General features: G+C 73.6%; 21 protein-coding genes and 1 riboswitch. Of the genes, 7 read left to right on the forward strand and 14 right to left on the reverse strand.

The genetic code is table 11. The features are described 5' to 3' along the window. Window positions 1–25: 25 nt before the first annotated feature. Together MicB006_RS22255 and MicB006_RS22260 are read right to left on the reverse strand one after the other, a co-directional pair. On the reverse strand, window positions 26–433 hold the full coding sequence (locus MicB006_RS22255) for a roadblock/LC7 domain-containing protein (RefSeq protein WP_013288588.1): 408 nt from the start codon (window positions 431–433) through the stop codon (window positions 26–28). Beyond that, window positions 430–3,474, reverse strand: a complete 3,045-nt coding sequence (locus MicB006_RS22260; RefSeq protein WP_116508679.1) for a sensor histidine kinase — start codon at window positions 3,472–3,474, stop codon at window positions 430–432. Before MicB006_RS22260 ends, MicB006_RS22255 begins: the two co-directional genes overlap by 4 nt. A 447-nt stretch (window positions 3,475–3,921) precedes the next feature. Here MicB006_RS22260 and MicB006_RS22265 point away from each other — a divergent pair, with 447 nt between their 5' ends. Then, the gene (locus tag MicB006_RS22265) at window positions 3,922–5,103 is read left to right on the forward strand and encodes an ABC transporter substrate-binding protein (RefSeq protein WP_073828920.1); all 1,182 of its coding nucleotides are present in this window, start codon (window positions 3,922–3,924) and stop codon (window positions 5,101–5,103) included. A 160-nt stretch (window positions 5,104–5,263) separates the two neighbouring features. On the opposite strand, the gene MicB006_RS22270 is transcribed toward MicB006_RS22265, so the two are convergent. Continuing rightward, window positions 5,264–6,049, reverse strand: a complete 786-nt coding sequence (locus MicB006_RS22270) for an ABC transporter permease (RefSeq protein ID WP_225980837.1) — start codon at window positions 6,047–6,049, stop codon at window positions 5,264–5,266. A gap of 150 nt (window positions 6,050–6,199) precedes the next feature. Then, entirely contained in the window at window positions 6,200–7,228 is a 1,029-nt protein-coding gene (locus tag MicB006_RS22275) for an ABC transporter substrate-binding protein (RefSeq protein ID WP_116508683.1), read from the reverse strand. 286 nt (window positions 7,229–7,514) lie between these two features. Here MicB006_RS22275 and MicB006_RS22280 point away from each other — a divergent pair, with 286 nt between their 5' ends. The 4 genes from MicB006_RS22280 (at window position 7,515) to MicB006_RS22295 (ending at window position 12,323) form a co-directional block, all read left to right on the forward strand. Next, window positions 7,515–8,300 carry an ABC transporter ATP-binding protein gene (locus MicB006_RS22280; protein ID WP_073828923.1) on the forward strand — a complete coding sequence of 262 codons (786 nt, stop codon included), beginning with the start codon at window positions 7,515–7,517 and terminating at the stop codon, window positions 8,298–8,300. A 2-nt stretch (window positions 8,301–8,302) separates the two neighbouring features. Beyond that, entirely contained in the window at window positions 8,303–9,253 is a 951-nt protein-coding gene (locus MicB006_RS22285) for an LLM class F420-dependent oxidoreductase (RefSeq protein WP_116508685.1), read from the forward strand. Continuing rightward, a complete protein-coding gene (locus tag MicB006_RS22290) occupies window positions 9,250–9,558 on the forward strand; it encodes a cupin (protein WP_073828925.1) in 309 nt (102 codons plus the stop codon). Before MicB006_RS22285 ends, MicB006_RS22290 begins: the two co-directional genes overlap by 4 nt. 74 nt (window positions 9,559–9,632) lie before the next feature. Beyond that, window positions 9,633–12,323 carry a hypothetical protein gene (locus MicB006_RS22295; RefSeq protein ID WP_116508687.1) on the forward strand — a complete coding sequence of 897 codons (2,691 nt, stop codon included), beginning with the start codon at window positions 9,633–9,635 and terminating at the stop codon, window positions 12,321–12,323. Between the two features lie 46 nt (window positions 12,324–12,369). On the opposite strand, the gene thiC is transcribed toward MicB006_RS22295, so the two are convergent. The 7 genes from thiC to thiE form a co-directional block, all read right to left on the reverse strand. Further along, the gene (thiC, locus tag MicB006_RS22300; protein WP_116508689.1) at window positions 12,370–13,953 is read right to left on the reverse strand and encodes a phosphomethylpyrimidine synthase ThiC; all 1,584 of its coding nucleotides are present in this window, start codon (window positions 13,951–13,953) and stop codon (window positions 12,370–12,372) included. A 17-nt stretch (window positions 13,954–13,970) separates the two neighbouring features. Then, window positions 13,971–14,759, reverse strand: coding sequence for a bifunctional hydroxymethylpyrimidine kinase/phosphomethylpyrimidine kinase (gene thiD, locus MicB006_RS22305; RefSeq protein ID WP_116508691.1), 789 nt, complete (start codon window positions 14,757–14,759; stop codon window positions 13,971–13,973). Beyond that, a complete protein-coding gene (locus MicB006_RS22310; protein WP_116511706.1) occupies window positions 14,756–15,505 on the reverse strand; it encodes a thiamine phosphate synthase in 750 nt (249 codons plus the stop codon). Before MicB006_RS22310 ends, thiD begins: the two co-directional genes overlap by 4 nt. 62 nt (window positions 15,506–15,567) lie before the next feature. Next, window positions 15,568–16,341 carry a thiazole synthase gene (locus MicB006_RS22315; RefSeq protein ID WP_116511708.1) on the reverse strand — a complete coding sequence of 258 codons (774 nt, stop codon included), beginning with the start codon at window positions 16,339–16,341 and terminating at the stop codon, window positions 15,568–15,570. Window positions 16,342–16,346: 5 nt separating this feature from the next. Further along, window positions 16,347–16,547 carry a sulfur carrier protein ThiS gene (gene thiS, locus MicB006_RS22320; RefSeq protein WP_073828929.1) on the reverse strand — a complete coding sequence of 67 codons (201 nt, stop codon included), beginning with the start codon at window positions 16,545–16,547 and terminating at the stop codon, window positions 16,347–16,349. Beyond that, on the reverse strand, window positions 16,538–17,668 hold the full coding sequence (thiO, locus tag MicB006_RS22325; RefSeq protein ID WP_192900120.1) for a glycine oxidase ThiO: 1,131 nt from the start codon (window positions 17,666–17,668) through the stop codon (window positions 16,538–16,540). Before thiO ends, thiS begins: the two co-directional genes overlap by 10 nt. Further along, complete coding sequence (thiE, locus tag MicB006_RS22330; RefSeq protein ID WP_116508695.1) at window positions 17,662–18,288, reverse strand: thiamine phosphate synthase; 627 nt, start codon at window positions 18,286–18,288, stop codon at window positions 17,662–17,664. Before thiE ends, thiO begins: the two co-directional genes overlap by 7 nt. Beyond that, window positions 18,283–18,394, reverse strand: a riboswitch (TPP riboswitch). It overlaps the preceding gene by 6 nt. A 119-nt stretch (window positions 18,395–18,513) precedes the next feature. Between thiE and MicB006_RS22335 the strand changes: the two genes are divergently transcribed. Further along, entirely contained in the window at window positions 18,514–19,425 is a 912-nt protein-coding gene (locus tag MicB006_RS22335; protein ID WP_116508697.1) for a DUF559 domain-containing protein, read from the forward strand. A gap of 630 nt (window positions 19,426–20,055) precedes the next feature. Here MicB006_RS22335 and MicB006_RS22340 read toward each other — a convergent pair. The 3 genes from MicB006_RS22340 to MicB006_RS22350 are packed head-to-tail and all read right to left on the reverse strand — an operon-like array spanning window position 20,056 to window position 23,383. Then, window positions 20,056–21,018, reverse strand: coding sequence for an aldo/keto reductase (locus MicB006_RS22340; protein WP_192900121.1), 963 nt, complete (start codon window positions 21,016–21,018; stop codon window positions 20,056–20,058). A 38-nt stretch (window positions 21,019–21,056) separates the two neighbouring features. Continuing rightward, window positions 21,057–22,736: an ABC-F family ATP-binding cassette domain-containing protein gene (locus MicB006_RS22345; protein WP_073828934.1), complete on the reverse strand. Its 1,680-nt coding sequence runs from the start codon at window positions 22,734–22,736 to the stop codon at window positions 21,057–21,059. Window positions 22,737–22,777: 41 nt separating this feature from the next. Beyond that, the gene (locus MicB006_RS22350) at window positions 22,778–23,383 is read right to left on the reverse strand and encodes a class I SAM-dependent methyltransferase (protein WP_116511710.1); all 606 of its coding nucleotides are present in this window, start codon (window positions 23,381–23,383) and stop codon (window positions 22,778–22,780) included. 125 nt (window positions 23,384–23,508) lie between these two features. On the opposite strand from MicB006_RS22350, the gene MicB006_RS22355 reads away from it, so the two are divergent. Continuing rightward, window positions 23,509–24,738: a hypothetical protein gene (locus tag MicB006_RS22355; RefSeq protein ID WP_225980454.1), complete on the forward strand. Its 1,230-nt coding sequence runs from the start codon at window positions 23,509–23,511 to the stop codon at window positions 24,736–24,738. Window positions 24,739–24,745 lie beyond the last annotated feature (7 nt).

Here is a 24,745-nt window from a genome sequence, read left to right on the forward strand (position 1 = left end):
GCTCCGGCTCATGTCGGCGGCCCGGTCAGGACCGGACGGCGTCCCTCGGCAGCGGGACCAGCGCCTGGCCGACCCGTTCCACGAGCAACGCCATCTCGTAGCCGACCTGGCCCACGTCGCAGCTGCGCGCCGCGAGCACGGCCATCGAGGAGCCGTCGCTGATGGACATCAGGAACAGGTAGCCGCTGTCCATCTCGATCACGGTCTGCAGCACCCCGCCGGCGCTGAACATGCGCGCCGCGCCCTCGGTCAGGCTCACCACGCCGGAGGTGATCGCGGCGAGCTGGTCGGCCCGGTCCCCGGGCAGGTCCCGGGAGGAGGCGAGCAGCAGCCCGTCCGCGGAGACCGCCACCACGTGGGCGATGCCCGCCACGCTGTCGGCGAAGTTGGTGAGAAGCCAACCCATGTCCTGCATGGCCGCCGGCCTGTTCATCGGTTCGTCTCCTTGGTCGAGGTGCTGTTCAGGTCGGCGCCGGCCGTACGGCCCCGCTGGACGCCACGGTGGTAGGCGGAGAGCAGCCCCCGTACCTCGTCCGGCGTGCGCCGGCTACGGTCCCGGCCGCTCTTCGGCTCGATCCCGCCGGGCACGAGCTGGGCCTGCGGCACCCGCTTGGGCAGGCCCGAACGGGTGGTGCCGCCGGTGGTGGGCTCCGCGGCCCGGCTGGCCCGCGTCCAGCCCTCGTCGGCCGCGGTACGCCAGGCGCTCGGGTCGATGCCGGGTGCGGGCTCGGCGGCGGGTGGCGGCGCCGGGGCGGCCGGTGGCGGCGACGCGGCCACCGGGGACGACGGAGCGGCCGCCGCGGGTGGCGCGGACGGCACGGCCGGTGCGTTGTACGCGGCCGGCGTGCTCAGCCCCGACGCCTGCGCGCCCGGGGTACGGGTGGGCAGCGGCGGACGCGCCGACGCCGCGGGCGGCGGCACGGCCGGCTGGGCCGGCGCGGGCGGCTCGTCGAAGGTGGGCCGGGTGAAGATGGTGGTCTCGTCCTCTCCGTGCGAGCGGAACCAGACCGCCTCCATCTCCCGGAATATCGGGGCCTCGGCCCGCTGCTCGGGACGAGCCACCACGGGCGTTGCCGGGGTGGTCTCCACCGCCGGCGCCGCGGCGAGCGGCTGGTAGGCCGGAGGCGCCACCGGCTGCGCCGCCTCGGTGCTGGGCGACCGCTTGGGCAACGGGTCGAGCGCGGGGTACGCCACCGTCGGCCCGCCGGCCGACCAGCCCGCCCCGGAGACCGGGGCCTGCGTGGCCGGGGCCGGGGCCGCCGGCAGCGTGCCGGGTGCCCCGCCGAGCTGTACGGCGGGAGTGGTGTCACGCACCTCGGCGGGCGTCTGCCACCTGGCGGGCGGGGCGGTGGTGGCCCCGCGCCATCCGTCGGCGAGCGTCGCGGTGGCGGCGCCCCGGCCGGCGCCGGCAAGCGCGTCGGCGACGCCGACCTGGCTCAGCGGCGACTGCTCGACGGCCAGCGGCTGGCGCGGCCGGGTCAGCGGGGCCTGACCCCGGTTGGCCGGCAGCACCACAGTCGAGTTCGGCAGCGTGACCTGGGCGACAGTGCCGCCCTCGACGTTGCGGCGCAGCTCGACCCGGATGCCGTACCGGGAGGCGAGCCGGCTCACCACGGCCAGACCCATCAGCCGGAACGCGGCCACGTCGACTGTCGGCGGCGCGGCCAGGCGCCGGTTGAGCGAGTCGAGCTGCTCGTCGCTGAGGCCGAGGCCCCGGTCCTCGATCTGGATCAGCACGTAGTCGCGGATCCGGCGGCCGTCGGCCACCACCGAGGTGTTCGGCGGCGAGAAGCGGGTGGCGTTGTCGAGCAGTTCCGCGACCAGCCGGACGACGTCGTTGACGGCGTGGGCGGCCACCGAGATGTCGGTGTCGACGGTGCCGAACTCGACGCGGTTGTAGAGCTCCACCTCGGACTGCGCGGCGCGCAGCACGTCGACCAGGAGCGCGTCGTCGCGACGCGGCACCGCCGAGTCGGCGCCGGCGAGCACCAGCAGGTTCTCGTCGTTGCGGCGCATCCGGGTGGCCAGGTGGTCCAGCTCGAACAGCTGCGCCAGACGCTTCGGGTCCTCCTCGGACCGCTCGATCGCGTCCAGCTCGCCGATCATGCGGTCGACGAGGCTCTGCGAGCGGCGAGCCAGGTTGAGGAACATCGCCGAGACGCTCGTCCGCAGCGCGGCCTGCTCGGCCGCCACCCGTACCGCCTCCCGGTGGACCACGTTGAAGGCGACGGCCACCTGGCCGACCTCGTCGCGGTTGGTCAGCTTGATCGGGTCCCGGACCTGCTGGACGATCTCGTCCACGCCGCCGTCGCCGATGGCGTTGATGTTCTGCAGCCGGCTCACCGCGTCCGGCAGGTCGTGGTTCGCCACCGCGAGCGCGCCCTCACGCAGCCGGCGCAGCGAGTCGTTCAGCGACCGGGCGAGCACCACGGCGAGCGTCACGGCGATGGCCAGCGTGATCAGCACCAGCAGGCCCTCCACGACCGCCTGCCGGATCACGTCGGCGCGTACCTCGTCGGCGTCGGCGAGCAGGTCGTCCAGGAGCTGGATCTCCGCCCACCGCATCAGCTCGTCGACCGCGCCGATGGCGTCGGCCGCCTCCTGCCGGGTGACGAGCGCGGGGCGCCCGACCGAGCGGGACAGGTCGGCGGCGACCCGGTCGGCGAGCTGGACGGCGTCACCGGAGACGGTGCGGTCCACCAGGGCCCGCTGGGCCGGCGTCGCGGACCGGGAGAAGGTGAGCAGCGCCTCCTGCTGACTGGTCAGGGTGGCCACGAAGGAGGAGAACTGCTCCTCGTCGATCCGGCCGGCGCCGAGCGCGGTGAAGGCGACCGCCTGTTCCTCGGCCACCGCGGACTTGGCGTGGGCGAACGCGGCCACCGCGCGGCGGGCGTCGGCCAGGCTCTCCGCGCCCGGCTGCTGGGCCAGGGCGTCGCTGTACGCGACCAGGTCGTCCAGGACGATGCCGTAGCGCAGGCTGGCCTCGGCCACCGGCATCTGCGACCGGTCCAGCACCTCCTGCCGCACGCCGTTCAACGTGGACAGGTGGGCGTCGATGACCTTGAGTTGGTTGCTGACCGCGCCCGGCACGTCACCGAGCCGGCGCCGCTCCTCCTGGTACGCCGCGATGCGCTCGTCGGTCTGGCGCACCCGCAGGTTGTACGCGTCCGGCTTCTGGTCCGGCTGGGCCAGGAAGACCGCCGCCGCCATCCGCTCCTTGTGGAGGTCCTGGGTGAGCGCCGAGATGTCGACCGACACCGCCGTCAGCGACCGGACCCGGTCCGCCTCGAACGCGCCCTGGCCCACCGAGACGAGTCGGATAGTTGCCAGTGCGATGACAGCCGCTACCGGAACGACCAGGATGAGGGCGAGTTTCGAGCGGATCCGGGCGTCGCGCAGCCTCGGCAGGCGCCGTCGCCGGTTCCGCTGATCGGCGTTGGGGCTCCCGGGCAGGGTCGTAGGTCCGGTGCTCACGACATCGCCTCCGTCGTTTCTTCCACGCGCGACCCGCTGACCCGTGCCTGGTGCAGCGGCGAGCGCCGCGCGCGGCACGGCCGCGATTTCATCAGACGAGATCGTGTTTGGGAAGCCGCAGGGAGGCAGGAAACGGTCGGGGTCGGCGCAACCCGTGATCCGATCACCTAATACCTTCTTTTCTCCAACCCCCTGATCAGGGGATGTCACTCCAGAGTGGTCACGCGCTTCTGTGCAGTAATTGTCAGTTAATGTTCCGTGTCCCCAGCATGTGGGATGGCTGTCCCGAAACAGCACTCGAGATCCCGGCTTGACCACAGGCCCCGGCATTGGCAAGGTTTTGCAGGCTTCGCGCACACCGTACGGCACACCAATCCCGTTCCTCCACTGAGGACGGACTAGCGGCGGTGATCGGGCGTCGGCCCGCGCCGCACCTGGAGGACTGAGTTGAGCCCCATCCGCTCCGCGAGCTTCGCGGCGCTCGCATCGGCCGTGCTGGCCACCACGCTCACCGGCTGCGGAATCGGCGGGGAACCGCAGGACACCAGCCCCATCGTCATCGCCGCCGACCTGGAACTCTCCGGCGCGTCGGCGCCGGTCGGCAAGGTGTACCAGCGGGCACTGGAACTGAAGGTCGAGCAGGTGAACTCGTCCGGCGCGCTGGGTGGCCGGAGGATCGACCTGAGGATCAAGGACAACCGCTCCGACGCGGCGGAATCCTTGCGGAACATCAATGATTTCAGCGGCGACTCACGGGTCAGCGCCGTCATCATGGGCGGCTGCAACGAATGCGCCGTCGGCGCGGCCCGCACCATCGGTGAGAAGCGCATTCCGACGATCGCACTGGCCTCGTCGAGCGCGGTCACCGAACCGGTGGACCAACGACGATATGTCTTCAAGCTCGCCCCGAACGCCGCCGACAGCGCCGCCGCGCTCGCCACCGAACTGGAGCGGCGCAACATCCGCAAGGTCGCGCTGCTGCACAGCGCCGACGGTTACGGCCAGGAAGGCCTCACCGCGCTGCGGCGGGAACTGGAAAAGACCACGGTGCGACTGGTGGGCAACGAATCGGTGCGGCTCACCGACACCGAGGTCGGCACGCAGGTCAACGATCTGATCGACGCCAAGCCGCAGGCCCTGGTCCTCTGGACCACGCCGGAGCAGGCGACGCTGGCCGCCACCACGGCCCGGCAGAGCAAGTTCGGCGGGTCGCTGTTCTTCGACGCCGCGGCCGCCGGCGACCTCTTCCTGGGCCCGTCGGCCCGCTCCACCGAAGAGGCCACGCTGATCTTCACCCAGACCATGGTGATCGACGACGTGATCGCCACCACCCCGGCCAAGGCCGCACGCCGGCAGTGGTTCCAGGACTACACCGCCCGGTTCGGCGGCTACAACGGCTTCTCCTCGTTCGCCGCGGACGCGGTCCAGCTGATCGTCGACGCCGAGCAGCGCGCCGGTGGCGAACCGGGCAAGGTCGACCGGGACGCGCTGCGCGACGTGCTGGAGACCTCGCAGTTGGACGGGCTGTCCGGGCCGATCCGGATGACGCCGGACAACCACTCCGGGTTGATGCCGCAGGCGTTGACGACGCTGGTGGCTCGTGGTGGTCGCTGGCGGCTTGCCGGCTAGTCACTGTGGGGTGTGGGCCCCGGCACAACCGGCTCCGGGCGGTCAGGCTTGATCCCTCCGCCGGTTGCGCCGGGGCCCACACTGTCGTGGTCGGCCGGCACCCGTGGGTTGAGGTTTCCTTCTGGGTTCTCGGTCGACGTCGGTGCTCTTGTCGGTGCTCTCAGCGGGCTGAGGTGGTGGCCTTCACCCAGGGCAGGGCCAGGCGCTCGACGAGGCTCAGAGCGGCGTAGAGCACGATGCTCATCAGGGCCACCAGCACGATCGCGGCCCAGGCGGTGGCGGTGTCGCCGACGCCGTTGTACTGCAGGATCTGGTAGCCCAGGCCGGGGCGATCCGAATAGAACTCACCGATCACCGCGCCGATCGCGGCCAGCGGCATGGCCACCTTGAGCCCGACGAAGATCTGCGGCAACGCGGACGGGAAGCGCACCTTGCGGAACGACTGCCACCACGAGGCGTTCAGCGACCGGCCCAGCTCCGCCAGGTCCGCCGGAGTGGTGGTCAGGCCGGTGGCGGTGGAGAGCACGATCGGGAAGAAGCAGAGCAGGAACACCATGGTCAGGATGGGTTTCTGACCCCAGCCGACGGCCACCACCAGCAGCGGCCCGAACGCGATCTTCGGGACCGCGTTCACGGCCACCAGCAGCGGCGCGAACATCCGCTCCACCCGGCGGGAAGCGGCCAGCGCCATCCCGATCAGCACCCCGGCGGCCGACGAGAGCAGGAAGCCGAACAGGGTCGACCAGGTGGTGATGCCCAACGCAGGCAGCAGCACGCCTGTCGTGTTCGCGAGGGACTCCCCCACCGCCTGCGGCGGCGGCAGCGCGGCCGGGTGCACCAGGTTCAGCCCCGAGGTGACCAGCCACCAGGCAGCCACCATGATCAGCAGGCCGAGCGTCGGCAGCCCGACCGCGGCCGGACGTACGGCGAACCCGCGCCGGACCACCGGGCGCGGTTGCGGCGCCTCCGGCCGGGCCTCGGTCAACTGTGTCAACGTGTCCTCCTCTCTGCGCCGGTCGGTGCGACCGGCACGGGAAGGGGGTGCGCCCCACCGGGTGTCCGGCGGGTCGCACCCCCGTTGGCCCGAGCGGGCCGGTCAGGCCTTCGGCGCGAGGCTGAAGTCGATGATCTGGTCCGGGGTGAGGTCCTGCTTGAGCGCGCCCGCGCCCTTCAGCAGCGCGATGCTCTTGGCCACCCGGCCGCTGTCCAGCGTGCCGATAGCGGTGCCGGAGTTGCTCGACCGGACGTACGCGGCCATCAGCTGAAGCTCGGCGGAGGCCGCGGCCGGGACGGCGGCCGGCACGTTCTTCTTCAGGATCTCGGCGGCCTCGTCCGGGTTGGCCAGCGAGTACTCCAGGCCCTTGAGCAGCGCGGCGGTGAACTTCTTCACCATCTCCGGCTTCTCCTTGGCGAGCTTCGTGGAGGTGATCAGCGCGTTGCCGTAGAGGTCCTGCATCACGTTGCTGTACGGCAGGACGACCGGCTTCTTCTTGGTCACCGTCTCCACCGTCGGCTGACCGACGACGAACTGGCCGATGCCGTCCACCGAGCCGGAGCCGAGCATCGGCATCAGGCTCTGCGCCTCACCGCTGACCCAGGTCACCTTGCTGCCGTCGATGCCGGCGAGCCGCGCGTACGTGGGGAAGAGGTTACGCACGACGGAGCTGGGGGTGTCGGCGAGCTTCTTGCCCTCGAGGTCCTTCGGGGTGGCGATGTTCTTGCCCTCGACCGTGACGATCGCGGCCATGGTGCGCTGCTGGATCGCGGCCACCGCCACGAAGTCCTTCGCCTGGCCGTTGCCGAGCTGGAGGATGCCACCGGTCAGGTCGATCGGGCCGAACTGGGCCTGGCCGCCGGTGATGGTCTGGATGACGGAGCCGGTGCCCTGGCCGGGCTTGATGTCGACGTCGAAGCCGGCCTCCTTGAAGAAGCCCTTGTCCTTCGCCACCCAGGCGTAGGAGTCACGGCCGAAGTTGCCGAACGAGGTGAGGTACGTCACCTTTTCCAGCGCACCGCCGTTTCCGCCGCCGCTCTCGGACTTGTCCGAGTCGCTGCTGCAGCCGCCCACGAGGGCGAGGGCGGTAGCCAGAGCCGCGGCGGCGACCGTACGGGTCAGCCTTCTCATCAGTGCACCATGTCCTTTCCGACCAGGACTTTCTCGCCGGTCGGGTCGTGTGTCCGACGGGGTCGGCAGGAGGGGTTGGGCCGACTGGACCGTCGTGAGGGGACTCTTCGCGCGCAACAGCGTACGAGAAGGCGGATGGTGTGCCCCCTCCGTCCCGGTTGCGGAACGGAAACGAAGTTGCGTGACGGAAAGTGGACTGACGTCCACCCCGGACAGTGCTATAAGCACCGTCCGCTACGCTAGCCCGGCTCACATTAGGGACGACGTGGAAGGGAGGCGGCGGGAGATGATCCGACTGTCCGGGGTGTCCCGCACCTTCGACGGCCGTTCGGGGCGGGTGGAGGCGCTGCGCGGCATCGACCTCGACGTCGCCGAAGGCGAGTTCGTCGCCGTGCTCGGCCGGTCCGGCTGCGGCAAGTCCACGCTCCTGCGCATGATCGCCGGCCTGCTCCCGGTCAGCGGCGGCGAGATCACCGTGGCCGGTACGCCGATCACCAGGCCCCGCCGCGACGTGGCCATGCTGTTCCAGCGACCGGCGCTGCTGCCCTGGCGCACGGTGCTGGACAACGTGCTGCTGCCGGTGGAGATCTTCGGCTGGCGCCGGGCCGAGCACCGCGACCGCGCCCGCCAGCTGCTGGAGATGGCCGGGCTGAGCGGCTTCGAGAAGCGGCTCCCGCACGAGCTGTCCGGCGGCATGCAGCAGCGCGTCTCGCTCTGCCGGTCGCTCATCGGCTCACCCCGGGTGATGCTCATGGACGAGCCGTTCTCCGCGCTCGACGCGCTCACCCGCGAGGAACTCTCCGGCGAACTCCAGCGGGTGCACATGGAGACGAAGGCCACGATCGTCTTCGTCACCCACTCGATCGACGAGGCGGTGCTGCTCGCCGACCGGGTCGTCGTGCTCAGCCCGCGCCCCGGCCGCATCCGCGAGGTGGTCGAGGTGAACGTCCCCCGGCCCCGCACGCTCGGCCGGCACGCACACCTGGCCGACGTCGCGCGGATCAGCGCCGAGCTGCACGAACTGCTGATGGAGCGGGACGCCCCGGGCGTACCCGCGGCCGGAGGACGGTGACCATGCGGGTCTCGGTCTTCACCGAACCCCACCGCGGAGCGGACTACGACGACCAGCTCCGGTTCGCCCGGCTGGTCGAGGAGACCGGCTTCGAGGGCTTCTTCCGGGCCGACCACTACCGGGCGATGGGGGACGAACCGGCGCTGCCCGGCCCCACCGACGCCTGGCTGACGCTCGCCGCCCTGGCCCGGGAGACCTCCCGGATCCGGCTCGGCACGCTCGTCACGTCCGCCACGTTCCGGCTCCCCGGCCCGCTGGCGGTCATGGTCGCCCAGGTCGACCGGATGAGCGGCGGACGGGTCGAGCTGGGCATCGGCGCCGGCTGGTACGAGCGCGAGCACACCGCGTACGGCATCCCGTTCCCGCCCGTCGCCGAGCGCTTCGACCGGCTCGCCGAGCAGCTGGAGATCGTCACCGGCCTGTGGCGCACCCCGGCCGACGAGACGTACAGCTTCACCGGCGAGCACTACCGGCTGGCCGACGCGCCCGCGCTGCCCAAGCCGGTGCAGCAGCCCGGCCCGCCGGTGATCGTCGGCGGCCGGGGACCGAAGCGCACGCCCGAGCTGGCCGCCCGCTACGCCGACGAGTTCAACATGCCGTTCAAGAGCGTGGCCGAGACCGCCTCCGCGTACGACCGGGTCCGGGAGGCGTGCGACCGCACCGGCCGGGACGCCTCCGGCCGGGCCCCGCTGACGCTCTCCGCCGGCATCGTGGTGGCGATCGGGCGCACCGACGCCGAGGCGCAGCGCCGGGCCGCCCCGCTGCACGTCACCAGCGCGCTGCCGCCGGAGGACCCGGTGGTCGGCTCCCCCGCCCAGCTCGTCGACCGGATCGGCGAGTTCGCCGCCGTCGGGGCCACCCGGGTCCACCTGCGCCTGATCGACTTCAACGACCTCGACCACGTGGAGCTCATCGCCGCCGAGGTGCTCCCCCAACTGGACGGACCGCGATGACCGAACTCTCCGCCGACCTCGAACTCGGCCCGGTGGGCCAGGAGATCGTGTACGAGAACGACCGGGTACGGGTCTGGCACATCCGGCTGGAGCCGGGTGAGCGGCAGCCGCTGCACCGCCACGACCACCCGTACCTGGTGGTGGCGATCCAGGGCGCGAAGAACGTGGTGCAGACGATCGACGGCGCCACCATCGACGCCGACGAGCCGACCGGCGGCGTCGTCTACCGGGACCCGGGCGCGGTGCACATGCTGACGAACGTCGGCGACACCACCTACCTCGCCCGCCTGGTCGAGCTGAAGTAGCCACGCCGGCAGGTTCGCCGCGCCGCGCGGCGGCAAGGTGGCGATCGGGGGCACCGGGCCGTAACGTGCCGGACATGGCCTTTCGGACGTGGGGCAGGCTGCTGCTCACGGCGCTCGGCGTGAGCGTACTGGCCGGGGCCGGCCAGTTGGGCATCGCGTACGGCTTCGGAGTCGTCCGCCTCGACGGCGCGTTCGTCGACGCCTCGGTGAACAGGTGGCCCGCCCAGCTCGTCTGGGTGGGCTGGTTCGCCGTGGTCGCCACGGTCGCCGGAGCCGTCCTCACCGAGCGCTTCGCCCGCCAGGACGACCTCCCCGGCGGCACCACCGAACTGCTCTCCATCGCCGGCGTCAGCGCGCTGGGCGCGACGGTGGTGGCCCCGCTGTGCATGCAACCGGCCCGCGCGGCCGAGCTGGCCGGATCCGTCGACCCGGTCTGGGCCGCCGGTGTCTGCGCCGCGCTCGGCGCGGTGGTCGGCGCCGGCGCGGCGATCGCCGTACTGCTGAAGCCGCCGTTCGGCTGGGGCGTGGCGATCACCGCCGGGATCGTCTGGCTGCTGGCGCTGCTGTCCGTCGCGCCCACCATCGTCTCCAACCGCCCACTGGCATCCGTCCGGCTCGGTGTCCTCGAACCGTCCTGGCTGGATGCGGCGGCCGCGCAGCGCCTGTCCATGCTGCTGCTGCCCACGCTGGCCCTGCTCGCCGGTGGCGCGGTCGGCGTGCTGGCCCGCCGGGCCGGGTGGCCGCCGCTGGTCGGTGGCGCGGCCGGGGCGGCCGGTCCGGTGCTCGTCGCGTTCGCCTACCTGACCGCCGGCCCGGGCGCGGCGACCGACAGGTACCAGATCGCGCCCTACTACGGCGCGCTGATCGCTGTCGTCGCCGGGGCGCTCGGCTCGACCGCCACCACGATGCTGCCCCGGCCGGTCACCGCCGGCGGCGATCCGGACGCCGTCGAGGCCACCGACATCCTCGCGCCGCTGCCGCACTCGGCCGCTCCGGGCGTACCGGCCGCGCCGCCCGCGCCTCCGGTGACGAGCGGCGCCGCCGCGCCGGCGCACTGGAACTGGCCGGAGGCCGGCGGCTCGGCCACGGCGGCGACACCTGGCGGTACCGGCCTTCCCGCCGCCGATCAGCCGGCCGTCCCGGGTCTGACCGCCACCGATCAGCCGGCCGTTGTCACGGGACAGCCGGCGGGCGACCGCCCGGCCGTGGTCGAGGTGAGCCACGGCCAGCCCATGCCGGGTCTGCTGCCCCCGGGGCGCCGGACCTCGGCCATCGACGTCCTCGCCGCGGGCCGCCCGGGCCCGGTTCCGGGCACGGCACATCCGGACAGCACCGGCGAAGTAGCCGCCACGGACCGCACAGCCACGGCCGACCGCGCCTCCGACATCTCCGCGGTCACCCCCGTGGACAGCGAGGGCACCTCCGCAGCCGCCCCGGCCACCGGCTACGGCTCCGCGCCCTCCGGGACCGGCGACGCAGCGCCGGAACCGGCTCAGGAAGCGGCGGCGCCCGCGCCACGGGTGACCCGGCCGCGCCGTACCCGCGCCGGCCGGTCCAGTGGGACGACCGACGGATCGACGTCACCGGCAGACGAGACCACAGCGCCCCGCGCCGGGGACGCCGGTGCGGGCACCGCCTCGAAGGAGGCGTCACCGGCCACCGGCGACACCACCGAGGGCCACGTTCCCGGCCCACGTACGGACAGCGGCACCCTCGCCGGATCGGCCCCGGCCGACGCGGACAGCGGCAGCCTCACCGGACCGGCCCCGGCCGACGCGGACAGCGGCACCCCCGCCGCACCACCGGCCGAGTCCAGTGCCGGAACCGGCCGCTCCACCCGCTCCCGGCGTCCCCGCACCCCGAAGACCGGACCGCGCACCGGCGTACCGGCCTCCCCCGGATCCGACCCGGCCGATGTCGCGCCGACGACGCCGAACGGCCACACCGACGCCGCGCCGACGACGCCGAGCGGGCAGACCCCGGAGGCCACGGACACCGCCCCGATCCCACCGGCGGGCCGGGACGACGCGAGCGTCACCTCGGCGCCGGGCCATCCCGGCACGCCTGACGCTTCCCTCGGCGGCCCGGCTCCTCGCACCGACTCCCCCACCGGGGATGTCGCACCCTCCGGACGCAGTTTCTTCTTCGACGCCCCGGCGCCGGTCCCGCCGACCCGGCCCCGGTTCTCGATGTTCGAGGACGTCACCAGCGCGCCCGGCGAGGTACGCCCGGCCTGGCCGATCACCCCGGCGGCCCGCCCGCAGCGCGCCACCACCGAACCGGACGCACCGGCCCGGGACGGCGTGGACGCGGCTGTCCCGGCCGAGCCGGCGCAGCGTCCCCGGCACCGGGGCCTGCCCGAGCCGGGCGCGAGCACCGGTTGGGACGCGCTCGCCACGAACGCCCGCCCGGCGGGGCCGCTCGTCCGGCCGGAGGCGGGGAGGCCCGTCGCCCGATCGGAGGCCGCACCGGGCGAGGCGGATGCCGCGCTGCCGGAGGCCAGCGCTGCGGAGGCGGAGACGGATTCCCGGCGCGGGCGGCACGCCGGACCGGACGACGTCGATGCGCCCGACGGAAAGCCGAAGGCCCGGCGCGGCCTGTTCCGGCGCAACCGGGCGAAGGTGGAACCGGAGCCGGCGGACCGGACGGCCGAGCCCGGCGACGCGGCCGACGACGAGTACGTGGACTGGGTCGCCGGTCTCGCCTCGGACGACAACGCCGACGACGCCCGCTCGCTGCGTACCGGGCGGCACCACCGCGACTGAACGAGCACCGGGGCGGGCCGGAACGCTAGGCCCGCCCCGGCCCCGCTCACGCCAGTGGCAGGTAGACCCGTGAGCCGCCGGCGACGAACTCCTCCGACTTTCCGCGCATGCCCCGCGCCGCGTACTCCTTCAACTCCTGCGTGATCTTCATGGAGCAGAACTTCGGGCCGCACATCGAGCAGAAGTGCGCGGTCTTCGCGGGCTCGGCGGGCAGCGTCGCGTCGTGGTACGACCGCGCGGTCTCCGGGTCGAGCGCCAGGTTGAACTGGTCCTCCCAGCGGAACTCGAACCGGGCCTTGGAGAGCGCGTCGTCCCACGCCTGCGCGCCGGGGTGCCCCTTGGCCAGGTCGGCCGCGTGCGCCGCGATCTTGTACGCGATCACGCCCGCCTTCACGTCGTCCCGGTCCGGCAGCCCGAGGTGCTCCTTCGGGGTGACGTAGCAGAGCATGGCGGTGCCGAACATGCCGATCATCGCGGCGCCGATCGCCGAGGTGATGTGGTCGTACGCGGGCGCGATGTCGGTGGTCAGCGGCCCGAGCGTGTAGAACGGGGCCTCGTGGCACCACTCCTGCTGGAGGTCCACGTTCTCCTTGATCTTGTGCATCGGCACGTGCCCGGGGCCCTCGATCATCACCTGGACGTCGTGCTCCCAGGCGATCCTCGTCAGCTCCCCGAGCGTACGCAGCTCGGCGAACTGCGCCTCGTCGTTGGCGTCGGCGATGGAGCCGGGCCGCAGACCGTCACCGAGGGAGAACGTCACGTCGTACCGGGCGAGGATCTCGCACAGCTCGGCGAAGTTCGTGTAGAGGAAGTTCTCCTCGTGGTGCGCCAGGCACCAGGCCGCCATGATCGAACCGCCCCGGGAGACGATGCCCGTCACCCGGTCCACCGCCAGCGGCACGTACGGCAGCAGCACCCCCGCGTGCACGGTCATGTAGTCGACGCCCTGTTCCGCCTGCTCGACGACGGTCTCGCGGAACACCTCCCAGCTCAGCTTCACGGGGTCGCCGCCGACCTTCTCCAGCGCCTGGTAGATCGGCACCGTGCCGATCGGCACCGGCGCGTTCCGCACGATCGCCTCCCGCGTCTCGTGGATGCGCTTGCCGGTGGACAGGTCCATCACGGTGTCCGCGCCCCACCGGGTCGCCCAGGTCAGCTTCTCCACCTCCTCGGCCACCGACGAGGTGACAGCCGAGGTGCCGATGTTCGCGTTGACCTTGACCAGAAACGCCTTGCCGATGATGGCCGGCTCGCACTCCGGGTGGTTGACGTTGAGCGGCAGCACCGCCCGCCCGGCCGCGATCTCGTCCCGGACGAACTCCGGCGACACTGACTCCCGGATCGCCACGAACTCCATCTCGGGCGTGACGATCCCGGCCCGCGCGTACGCGAGCTGCGTCGGACGGGTTCCGGCCCGCGGCGTGCCGGCGCCGCGGACCGGGGCGACGTCGCCGCGCTCGGCGATCCACGGCCCGCGCAGCGCGGGCAGCCCCACCTCCGGGTCCGAGCCGGGGCCGGACGTGTCGTAGAGCCGTACCGGCGGGTTGTCCCCGGTCAGCGGCACCTCGGCGAACGGCACCTGGATGTCCGGCCGCGACCCTTCCACGTACACCTTGCGACGTGCCTGCATGTGAGCCTCCCTGTCGCTCATGCGGACCAGCCGAAGTGGTCCAGCGGGCCGCGTCCCGCGCCCAGCTCCCAGGTCCGCGCGCCGGTCAGCGCGCGGGTGACGTACTCCTTGGCGGCCGCCACCGCGACCGGCACCGCGTCGCCAGCGGCGAGCCGGACCGCGACGGCGGCCGAGAACGAACAGCCGGTGCCGTGGTTGTGCCGGGTGTCCACCCGGGGCGCGCGCAGCAGCCGCGTCGTCCCGCCGCCGGACAGCACGTCCACCGACTCGCCGTCGGCGTCCACGTCGCCGCCGGTCACCACCACGAACGCCGGGCCGCGCGCCGCCAGCGCCTCGGCCGCCGCCACCATCTCCTCGACGGTGCCCACCGGGCCTCCGGTGAGGGCCGCGGCCTCCGCGCAGTTCGGCGTCGCCACCTCCGCGTACGGCAGCAGCCGCTCGACCGCCTCGACCACGCCGAGCCGGTGCCCACTGGTGGCGACCAGTACCGGGTCGACGACCAGGTGCGGCAGCCGCCCGGCCCGGGCCGCCTCGGCCACCGCGTCGGCGACCGCCGGGGTGCCGAGCATCCCGGTCTTCACGGCCCGGACGTCGAAGTCGCCGAGCACGCTGTCCATCTGGTCGCGGACGGTCTGCGGCGGCAGTGGCAGGACGGCGTCCACGCCCCTGGTGCTCTGCGCGGTGACGGCGGTGAGCACGCTCGTGCCGTACGCCCCGAGCGCGGCGAACGTCTTGAGGTCGGCCTGGATGCCTGCTCCTGCTCCGGAGTCGGATCCTGCGACGGTGAGAACTGTTTGCGGCGTCACTGGTTCTCTTCCTCGGTTGCGGTTGAGGGCTGCGGCCGACCGTGCCCACTCCGGGCGGTCGGGCTTGATCCCTCCGTGGTCACGGTCGGCCGCAGCCCTGTCGCGTGCGGGCCTTCGTCGGGTCGCGCGGGGTGGGTGCGCGTCAAGCGGGTGGCCGCCTCCTGGAAGGCTCTGCCCAGCGTGGTGGCGGTTTCTTTCGGGTCGTCCGCGCGCATGATCGCGCCCAGGACTGCTACTCCTGTTGCGCCCGCCTCTACGCATGCGGTGACCTGGGCGGGGGTTTCGATGCCGCCGAGGGCGAGCACCGGGACCGGGCTGGCTTTCACCAGCTCGGCGAGTCCGGCCGCCCGTAACGCCGGGCCGTAGCCGGGCTTCGTCCTTGTCTCGTAGACCGGGGACAGCGTGGCGTAGTGCTCGGTGGTGAGCCGGGCCAGCTCGGCGGTGTCGTGGCAGGAGCGGCCGACCAGGCCGAGGGCGGGCGGCGGGTACGGGCCGGCGGCGGGCAGGTGCACCGCGTCCCCGTCGAGCGGATCGGGTCCGGCGACGATCAGCGTGCCGCCCGCGGCGGCGAGGATCGCGCGCAAATCGACGGCGAGCGCGAGGCGTTCGGCGCGCGGCAGGTCCTTCTCCCGCAGCACCACCCAGCGCACTCCCCCGCCCACGGCACCCGCGCACACGTCGACGAGCGCCCCCCGAGCCACCCGCCGATCGGTGAGCAGCACGACGCCGGTCGGCCCGCCCTGGATCTTGGTACGCGGCCGCCCCTCCGAGGGTGCATCCGTACCAAGATCCGCAACGCGTGAGGCGGTCACAGGTCGGGGCGTCCGTCGTCGGGAGTGGACGCGAGGGCGTGGAAGCGGCGGGTGATGCGGCCCGCGCCGTACGCCAGGCGGCCCGCCTCGACCGCGTACCGCATCGCTGTGGCCATCGCGACCGGGTCGGCGGCCCGGGTCACGGCGCTCGCGAGCAGCACCGCGTCGCAGCCCAGCTCCATGGCGAGCGCCGCGTCGGAGGCGGTGCCGATGCCCGCGTCGAGCACCACCGGCACGTCGACGGCCTGCCGGATCAGCCGGATGTGGTGCGGGTTGCCGATGCCCAGCCCGGAGCCGATCGGCGACCCGGCCGGCATCACCGCCGCGCAACCCACGTCCGCCAGCCGCCGCGCCAGCACCGGATCGTCCGACGTGTACGGCAGCACCGTGAAGCCGTCCGCCACCAGCTCCTCGGCGGCGCGCAGCAGCTCCACCCCGTCGGGCAGGAGCGTGCGTTCGTCGCCGATCACCTCCAGCTTCACCCAGTCGGTGTCGAACGCCTCCCGGGCCAGGTGCGCCGTCTTCACCGCCTCCACAGCGGTACGGCAGCCGGCCGTGTTCGGCAGCAGCCGTACGCCGCACCGCTCCACCAGATCGAGCAGGCCGCCCGACCCGCCGGGCGTGGTGTCCACCCGGCGCAGCGCCAGCGTGACCAGCTCGGTGCCGGACGCGCGGATCGCCTGCTCCAGCACGTGCAGGTTCGCCGCGCCACCGGTGCCGAGGATGAGCCGGGAGCCGAACTCGACCCCGCCGATCTCCAACATGGACATGCTGCTCACCCGCCCTGGGTGGCGCTGAGCACCTCGACCCGGTCGCCGTCGCGCAGCACGCTCGCCGACCAGCCGCCGCGCGGCACCACCTCGCCGTTCACCGCCACCGCGAGCCCGCGCTCCCGGTCGGTGACGGTGCGGACCACCTCGGCGACTGTGACACCGTCGGGCAGCGTCCGGCCCGTGCCGTTGACGATCAGTTCCACGTGCGCTCCTTCCCGAAGCGGTCCGGGGTGAAGGGGGCGAGCGCGGGATCCGGCTCGCCGGTGACGATCAGCTCGGTGACCAGGTCGGCGGTGACCGGGGTGAGCACGATGCCGTGCCGGTGGTGCCCGGTCGCGGCGAGCACGCCCGGCCGTCCGGGCAGCGGCCCGATGATCGGCGCATTGTCCGGCGTACCGGGGCGCAACCCGGCGACGGCCTCGGCCAGCTCGTACTCGACGAGTTCCGGCACCAGCTCCACCGCGGCGCGCAGCAGCGTCAGCACACCACCGGCGGTGACATCGGTGTCCGCGCGCTCCTCGACTGTCGCCCCGACGACGACCTCACCGCTGTCCCGGGGCACCAGGTAGACCGACTCGCTGTCCGCGTACCCCCGGATCACGTGCCGGAAGCCCGGCGGGCCGCCACCCGGCGCGCGCAGCCGCAACACCTGGCCCTTCACCGGGCGGACCGGCAGGCCGGTCAGCTCCGCCGCGCCGCAGCCGGCCGCGACCACTGTGACGCGGGCGTCCACCTCGGACAGCCCGCCGACGCGGGCCGGGCGCAGCTCCACACCGGCTCGTTCCGCGGCCGTGCGCAGCGCGGCGACCAGCCGGCGCGGGTCGACCTGGTGGTCGCCGGGGGCCACCGCGCCGCCGCGCACACGCGGCGCCAGCGCCGGTTCGCGGTCGCGCAGCTCCGAGGGACGCAGCGGCGTGATCGGCAGTCCCAACCCCTGTTGGTACGACCACAGCCGCCCCGCCTCGGCCAGGTCGTCGGCGGTGAGCCCGACGACGAGCGTGCCCTCGGTGCGGTACCCGATGTCGACGCCGCTCGCCTCGGCCAGCTCGGCGGCGAAGCCGGGCCAGCGGGCGGCCGAGTCGACGAGCAGCCCGGTCAGCTCGCGCTCACCGAAGTACGCCTCGGCGACCGGCGACAGCATCCCGGCGGCCACCGACGAAGCACCCGACCCGGGCCAGTCGTCGTGCACCACCACGCGCAGTCCGCGCTGCGCGCACCGCCACGCGATCGCCCACCCCACCGGCCCGCCCCCCACCACCGCCACGGGGGTAAGGAAGGGCCCCCTGTTAACGCCTCCGGTAGAGGAAGGGCCCCCTCTTAACACGTCAGCGCCCGCATCAGCTCGGCGGTGGCGTGCGCAGGATCGGCTGAGCCGCTCAGCGCCCCCACCACGGCCACCCCGTACGCCCCGGCGGCCCGCAGCTCCGGCACGCTCGCGGCGGTCACCCCGCCGATCGCGATCACCGGCACGGTCACCGCCTCGGCGACCGCGCGTATCCCCTCGGGGCCGATCGGTTCCGGCAGGCCGGACTTGGTGGTCGTGACATGACACGGCCCCACACCCAGGTAGCCGGCGCCGGCGTCCACAGCGGCACGGGCGCCCACCGGTTCCCGGGCGGTCGCGCCGAGCACGGCGTCCGGGCCGAGCACCCGGCGCGCGGCAGCCACCGGCAGATCGTCCGCGCCGACGTGGCCACCGGCGGCGCCCACCGCGAGCGCCACGTGCAGCCGATCGTTCACCAGGCACCGCGCCCCGTACGGCCGGCAGGCGTCGACCACCAGCCGGGCCAGCTCGTACGCCTCCCGGTCGGTCGCGTCGTCCTCGACGCGCACCTGCACGACGAGTTCGGCGCCGGCCACCGGCAGGGCGGCACGCAGCACCGCGAGCGGGTCACGCCCCGGCCGGGTGTCGGTGATGAGATGCAGTCGTCCCAGGGACAGCACGGCAACGCTCCTCCCTGCGCCGGCATTACCCGGATCAGGTTCGACGGTCGGGGGCTTCCAGCCCCCCTCTCAGCCCGGTCCGCACCGGGCTCCCGTGGGTCACTTGCGGCCTACCGTACGACGCCTCCCGCCCGTACGGAAGCCCGGGTGAGGTTTTTCCCAGGAAACCGTTCACCTTCCGTTCCGGGACAGCCGGTGACCGTCCCGTCACGACACGCTGCCCGGATGTCCGTTCCCGCTCGCGTTCCGCGCCGCCTTGCGATCCTGCCGTTCCGCGGCGGCCACGCCGTCTCCGAAGGGCTGCTCACCTGGACGATGCTGCGCGGGCCGACGTGGATCCGCCTGCTGCCGGACGTGTACGTGCACCGGGACGGATACCGCGCCGACGACCACCGGATGTGGTGCGAGGCGGTGGCGTTGCGCCTGCCACCGGGTGGCGTGCTGGCGGGGCGCAGCGCCGCATGGCTGTTCGGCGCCGACGTGCTCACCCGCGACGCGCCGGTCACCGTGCTGCTGCCGACTGCCGCTCGACTGCGACCGCACCCACGGTTGCGGTTGGTCCGGTCGCCGCTGCCGGATCGGGACCGCACCCTCGTCGGCGGGCTGCCGGTCACCACCCCGCTGCGTACCGCGTTCGACCTGGGTCGACAGGGTTCACTCGCCGAGGCGTTGGTCGCCGTCGACGTGCTGCTGCGTCGCCGGGTCGTGAAGCTGCCCGCCCTGCGGGCGTACGCCGCCGACCGGCCGGGCTGGCCGGGCGCTCCGCTGTTGCGCGAGGTGCTGGCGCTGGCCGAGCCCTTGAGTGAGTCCCCGATGGAGACACGACTGCGGCTGCTCCTCCTCGACGCCGGTCTCGGCCCGCTCACCGCCCAGCACGAGGTACGCGCCGGCGGACGCTTCGTGGCCCGGGTGGACCTGGCCTGGCCGGCACTCCGCCTCGCGGTCGAGTACGACGGCGACCACCACCGCGAGCGGGCTCACTTCCGGCGGGACGTGGCGCGCCTGAACGCGCTGCGCGCGGCCGGGTGGCTCGTACTCCGGTTCACCGCCGACGACGTGCTACGCCGGCCCGACGCCACTGTCGCCCTGGTACGCCAGGCCCTGGCAGAACGTCGTGCCACCGCAGCAAACCACTGATCCGCAGCCCGCAGCCCGCCGCGCCCTCCGGACCGCCACCCGCTGCCGGGCCGCCCGAGACACCACGGGCGTCAGAAGGCCGCCCGCAGACACCTATGGCGTTCCACCCGCCGCTAGATCCAGCCGCGAGTGGAACGCCATGGGTGTCTCAAGGCCCTTTTGGCACCCATACCGTTCCACCCATCGTGAGCGCTGCCTCGGGGCGGAACGCCATGGGTGCCTCCGCGCGAGCGGGCCCCGGTGGGCGCACGCCGCCGCTCGGGGCAAGCCCTGACGCTCGCACGCTGACGAGCGGGCGCCTCCCCGACGCGCAAGCGGACCGAACACGGGCGGACCAACCGCGAGCGGGCCCAACGCGCGAGCGGGCAAGCCCCGACGCTCGCACGCCGACGAGCGGGCGCACCCCCCGACGCGCGGACGGACCGAACACGGGCGGACCAACCGCGAGCGGGCCCAACGCGCAAGCGGACAAGCCCCGACGCTCGCACGCCGACGAGCGGGCGCACCCCCCGACGCGCGGACGGACGGAACACGGGCGGACCGAACGCGCGAGCGGACCCAAGGCGCGGCCCGACGCGCGAGCGGACCCAACGCGCGCGCGAGCGGGCGCGTCGATACCGGCAGGGGCAGTCAGAGGATGGCGTCCAGAGCGTCCAGGTCCTCGTCGGACGGCTGCCACGTCCCGGCTTCGGCGTTGGCCTTCACCTGGTCGGGGGTGGTCGCGCCGGCGATCACCGATGTCACGGCGGGACGCGCCGCCAGCCCACCGATGGCCACCTGGAGCATGCTGATCCCGCGCTCGGCCGCGTACGCCTCGATCGCCTCGATGACGTCCCAGCGCGCGGCGGCCAGCCGCTCGGCGTACCGGCCGCCACCGGCCAGGCGGCTGCCGGACGGGGGCGCCTCGCCCCGCTTGTACTTGCCGGTGAGCAGCCCGTTGGCGAGCGGGAAGAACGGCAGCATGCCGAGGCCGAACCGCTCGCAGGCCGGGATCACCTCGTCCTCCACCCCGCGCTCCACCAGCGAGTAGTGGTTCTGCGCGGAGATGAACCGGGTACGCCCCTGCGACGACGCGGTCCAGTCGGCGTCGGCGATCTGCCAGCCGGCGAAGTTGGAGTTGCCGAGGTAGCGGACCTTGCCGGCGGTCACCAGGTCGTCGAGTGCGGCGAGCGTCTCGTCGATCGGGGTGCCCGGGTCGGGCTCGTGCATCTGGTAGAGGTCGATGTGGTCGGTGCCGAGCCGGCGCAGCGACGCCTCGACGGCGCGGGCGATGTAGCGGCGGGCGCCCCGGGCGTCGTGGTCCGGCCCGTTCGCGCCGTGCATGTCCATGCCGAACTTGGTGGCCACCACCACGTCGTCGCGGCGGCCCTTGAGCGCCTGGCCGAGCAGTTCCTCGGAGGCGCCCTGCGGCTCGCCGTAGATGTCGGCGGTGTCGAAGAAGTTGACCCCGGCGTCGAGGGCGGCGTCCACCACCGCCCGGGTGCCGTCGATGTCGAGTTTGCGGCCGAAGTTGTTGCAGCCGATGCCGACCACGGACACCACGAGCCCGGAGTCGCCCAGCCGGCGATAGGTCATCTCACTCACGAGATCCACCCTATGCCCGCTCCCCGGGCGCGCACCCGGGGAGCGGCTCAGCCCACGTCCCAGACCGGTTCCGGCGTCTCCACCACGTCGCCGTCGCCCCGGAACAGCACGAACCGGTCGAAGGTACGGGTGAACCACCTGTCGTGGGTGACCGCGACCACAGTTCCCTCGAACGCGGTCAGCCCGGCTTCCAGCGCCTCGGCCGAGGCCAGGTCGAGGTTGTCGGTGGGCTCGTCGAGCAGCAGCAGCGTCGCCCCGGACAGCTCCAGCAGCAGCACCAGGAAGCGGGCCTGCTGACCGCCGGAGAGCGTGCCGAACCGCTGGTCGCCCTGACCGGCCAGCTCGTAGCGGGACAGCGCCGCCATGGCGGCGTGCCGGTCCATGCCGGCCCGGTGCTCGTCGCCGCGCCACAGCACCTCGACCAGCGTCTTCGCCATCAGCTCGGGCCGGTCGTGGGTCTGCGAGAAGTGCCCGGGCCGCACGCGCGCGCCGAGCCGGACCATGCCGCCGTGCGCGACGGGCGCGAGCGCGGCGGCGCCGTCGACGGGGGTGTTGCCGGGCTCCGGGTCGGTGCCGCCCCGGGCCAGCAGTCGCAGGAAGTGCGACTTGCCGGTGCCGTTCGCGCCGAGCACCGCGACCCGGTCGCCGTACCAGAGTTCCAGGTCGAACGGGTACGTCAGGCCGTCCAGCTCCAACTGCTCGGCGATCACCGCGCGCTTGCCGGTCCGCCCGCCGGTCAGGCGCATCCGGATGTCCTGGTCCTTCGGGGGTACGGGCGGCGGCCCGGCCTCCTCGAACTTGCGCAACCGGGTCTGCGCGGCCTGGTAGCGGGAGGCCATCCCGTCGTTGTACGCGGCCTTCTGCTTGTACATCAGCATCAGCTCGCGCAGCTTCTGGTGCTCCTCGTCCCAGCGTTTGCGCAGCTCGTCGAGGCGGGCGTGGCGGGCCAGCCGGGCGTCGTGCCAGCTCGCGAAGCCGCCCGGGTGCACCCAGGCGCTGCCGCCCTCCACCGCGACGACCCGGTCGGCGGTCTGCGCCAGCAGTTCCCGGTCGTGCGAGACGTAGAGCACCGACTTGGCCGACTCGCGCAGCCGCGCCTCCAGCCAGCGTTTGCCCGGTACGTCGAGGAAGTTGTCCGGCTCGTCGAGCAGCAGCACCTCGTCCGGGCCGCGCAGCAGCAGCTCCAGCGCGAAGCGCTTCTGCTGGCCGCCGGACAGCGTGCGTACCGGCCGGTCGCGGGCGCTGTCCCAGGGCAGGTCCAGCACGATCGTGGCAACGGTGTCGAAGAGCACCTCGGCGTCGTACCCGCCGGTCTCGCCCCAGGCGGCGAGCGCTTCGGCGTACGCGAGCTGGGCCTTGGCGGCGGTGGAGCTGTACTTGCCGCGGACCTCTGCAGTCCGCATGGCCGCCTCGGTCTCGGCGAGCCGCCGCCCGGCGTCGCGCAGCGCCGGCGGGGCGAGGGAGAGCGCCAGGTCGGCGAGCGTGGACTCGTCCCCGATCATGCCGATGAACTGCCGCATCACGCCGAGTCCGCCGGAGCGGGCGATCGCGCCGGTCTTCACCGGCAGGTCACCGGCGACCATCCGCAGCAGCGTGGTCTTGCCGGCGCCGTTCGGGCCGACGAGCGCCACCTTGGCGCCTTCGCCGACGCGGAACGACACGTCGGCGAACAGCTCCCGTCCGTCCGGGAGGATGTGCCCGACCCCTGCCACGTCCACGTATCCCACGCGGGCATCCTGCCCGAGCGGGGCCGGTGGACGACACCGGATTACCGGGTGACCCGCAGCACCCGGTAGCCCTTCTGGCTGGCGTGCCGCTCGACTGACCAGCCCTGCTCGACGAGCCAGCGGTGCAGCGAGTCGCCGCCGAGGTGCCGGGCGACGACGAGCCAGGCCACGCCGTCCGGGCTCAGCCGCGGCAGCCAGCGCAGCAGCAGGCCGTGCAGCTCCGGCTTGCCGATGTGGATCGGCGGGTTGGACCAGATCTGGGTGAAGGTGACGTCGTCCGGCAGTTCGTCGGGCGCGACGGCGTGGACGCGGTCGGCGGCGTCGACCCGGGCCGCGTTGGCGGTGGTGAGGGCGCGGGCCCGCTCGTTGACGTCCACCGCCCAGACCGTGGCTTTCGGCGCGTTCGCGGCGAGGACGCAGGTGATCGGGCCGAAGCCGCAGCCGATGTCGAGCAGCGCGCCGGTGACGTCGGCGTCCGGCAGTTCGGCCTTGCGCAGCAGGACCGCGGTGCCGGGGTCGAGCCGGTCGGCGGAGAAGACGCCCGCGGCGGAGCCGAGCGTGTAGTCGCGCCCGCCGGCTGTGAACTCGACCTCGCGCGGACGCGCCGGGGCCGTTGGCTCAGCGGTGAAGTAATGGTCGCCGGTCACGTCGGCATTGTCGCACCGGGCCGGAACGGTTCCGGCGACGGTGTCGTGGGCGGAGTGGGACGCCACTCCGCCAGAATTTCCCGATATTACCCCTGAAAGGGACAATCAGTCCTACTCTATGCCACATGGTGTACCGGTACGAGTCCGATGAGGATGCCTTCCTGGAGTACCCGAAGCCCGGATCGGCCCCGACCGGGCCCGCAGCCGCGCCGCCGCCCGCGGGTCCGTCGCGCTCCCGCTTCCCCACGCCGTCGCTGCCGCCACCGGCCCGTCCCGCCGCCCAGCCGGCGCTGCCGCCGGCCGGACCGCCCGAGCAGCCGGCGCTGCCGCCGGCCGGACCCGACGAGCAACGAGTGGCCGACGACGCCCGCGCCCCTGCTCCGGCGCCCCCGGCCCCGGCGCCGACACCGGGGCGGCCCGCGCCGCCCCCGGCGCCTTCCCCGGTGCCGCAGCCCGCACCGCCCGCCCCCGCGCCCGTGCCGGCGGCCGCGACCCGGCAGGCCGTGCCGATCCCCGCCAGCCCGACCACCCGCGCCGGCGACGTCTCCGAGGTGCCCCGGACCCGGCGCGCCGACCGCCGTAACGGCGGCAGCCGGTTCTGGCAGGCGCTCGTCGGTGGCGCCGCCGTGCTGCTCCTGCTCTCACTCACCGGGCTCGCCGTCGCCGCGCTGCTCGACGAACGCACCGCCACGCCGCCGACAGGCCAGCCGACGCCGCAGCCGAGCCAGTCGAGCGCCCCGTCCAGCGGGACCGACCTGGACTCCCGGGACACCGACCAGGCGGCGCTCACCGCCAAGGAGGTCTTCCCGGCCAAGGACCTGGTGGTCACCGACGGAAAGCCGGCCTACCGGGTGCTCAAGACCCAGGCCAGCACGAAGTGCCAGGTCGCGGCCACCGGCGAGATCGCCGACCTGCTGGTCCGGCTCGGCTGCAACCAGGTCGTGCGGGGGACGCTCCGCTCCCCCGACGGCGACCACCTGGTCACCGCCGGCCTGTTCAACCTCACCGACGTGGCCACCGCCCAGCGGGTACGCGACCGCATCCGGCCGCTGCTCGACCAGCGGCAGGGACGGTTCCGTGGCATGGCGGCGGGCGACGACACCGAGGCGGTGGAGCGGGCCGCGGCCCGGGTCGCCTGGCAGGTACGCGGCCACTACGTCGCCTTCTGCCTGGTCACCCGCGCCGACGGGGAACGCATCGGCAGCGACGACGCCACCGCCCGGGAGATCATGTACGACCTGATCGAGCTGCACCTGAACCGGGGCGTGCTCGACCGTCGCGCGGCGAGTGGAACGGCCGGACAGCCCGACGCCGACTCGGCCGAGGACAGCGCCGGTCAGCGGGGCACCGACTGACCTCCGG

Source organism: Micromonospora sp. B006 (assembly GCF_003408515.1).
GTDB lineage: Bacteria > Actinomycetota > Actinomycetes > Mycobacteriales > Micromonosporaceae > Micromonospora > Micromonospora echinospora_A.

Coding starts and splice junctions, on each gene's coding strand:
- MicB006_RS22255 (WP_013288588.1), bottom strand. CDS start 433: ATGAACAGGCCGGCGGCCATGCAGGACATGGGTTGGCTTCTCACCAAC.
- MicB006_RS22275 (WP_116508683.1), bottom strand. CDS start 7,228: ATGAGAAGGCTGACCCGTACGGTCGCCGCCGCGGCTCTGGCTACCGCC.
- MicB006_RS22280 (WP_073828923.1), top strand. CDS start 7,515: ATGATCCGACTGTCCGGGGTGTCCCGCACCTTCGACGGCCGTTCGGGG.
- MicB006_RS22285 (WP_116508685.1), top strand. CDS start 8,303: ATGCGGGTCTCGGTCTTCACCGAACCCCACCGCGGAGCGGACTACGAC.
- MicB006_RS22290 (WP_073828925.1), top strand. CDS start 9,250: ATGACCGAACTCTCCGCCGACCTCGAACTCGGCCCGGTGGGCCAGGAG.
- MicB006_RS22295 (WP_116508687.1), top strand. CDS start 9,633: ATGGCCTTTCGGACGTGGGGCAGGCTGCTGCTCACGGCGCTCGGCGTG.
- thiC (WP_116508689.1), bottom strand. CDS start 13,953: ATGCAGGCACGTCGCAAGGTGTACGTGGAAGGGTCGCGGCCGGACATC.
- MicB006_RS22315 (WP_116511708.1), bottom strand. CDS start 16,341: ATGTCCATGTTGGAGATCGGCGGGGTCGAGTTCGGCTCCCGGCTCATC.
- MicB006_RS22335 (WP_116508697.1), top strand. CDS start 18,514: ATGTCCGTTCCCGCTCGCGTTCCGCGCCGCCTTGCGATCCTGCCGTTC.
- MicB006_RS22355 (WP_225980454.1), top strand. CDS start 23,509: ATGGTGTACCGGTACGAGTCCGATGAGGATGCCTTCCTGGAGTACCCG.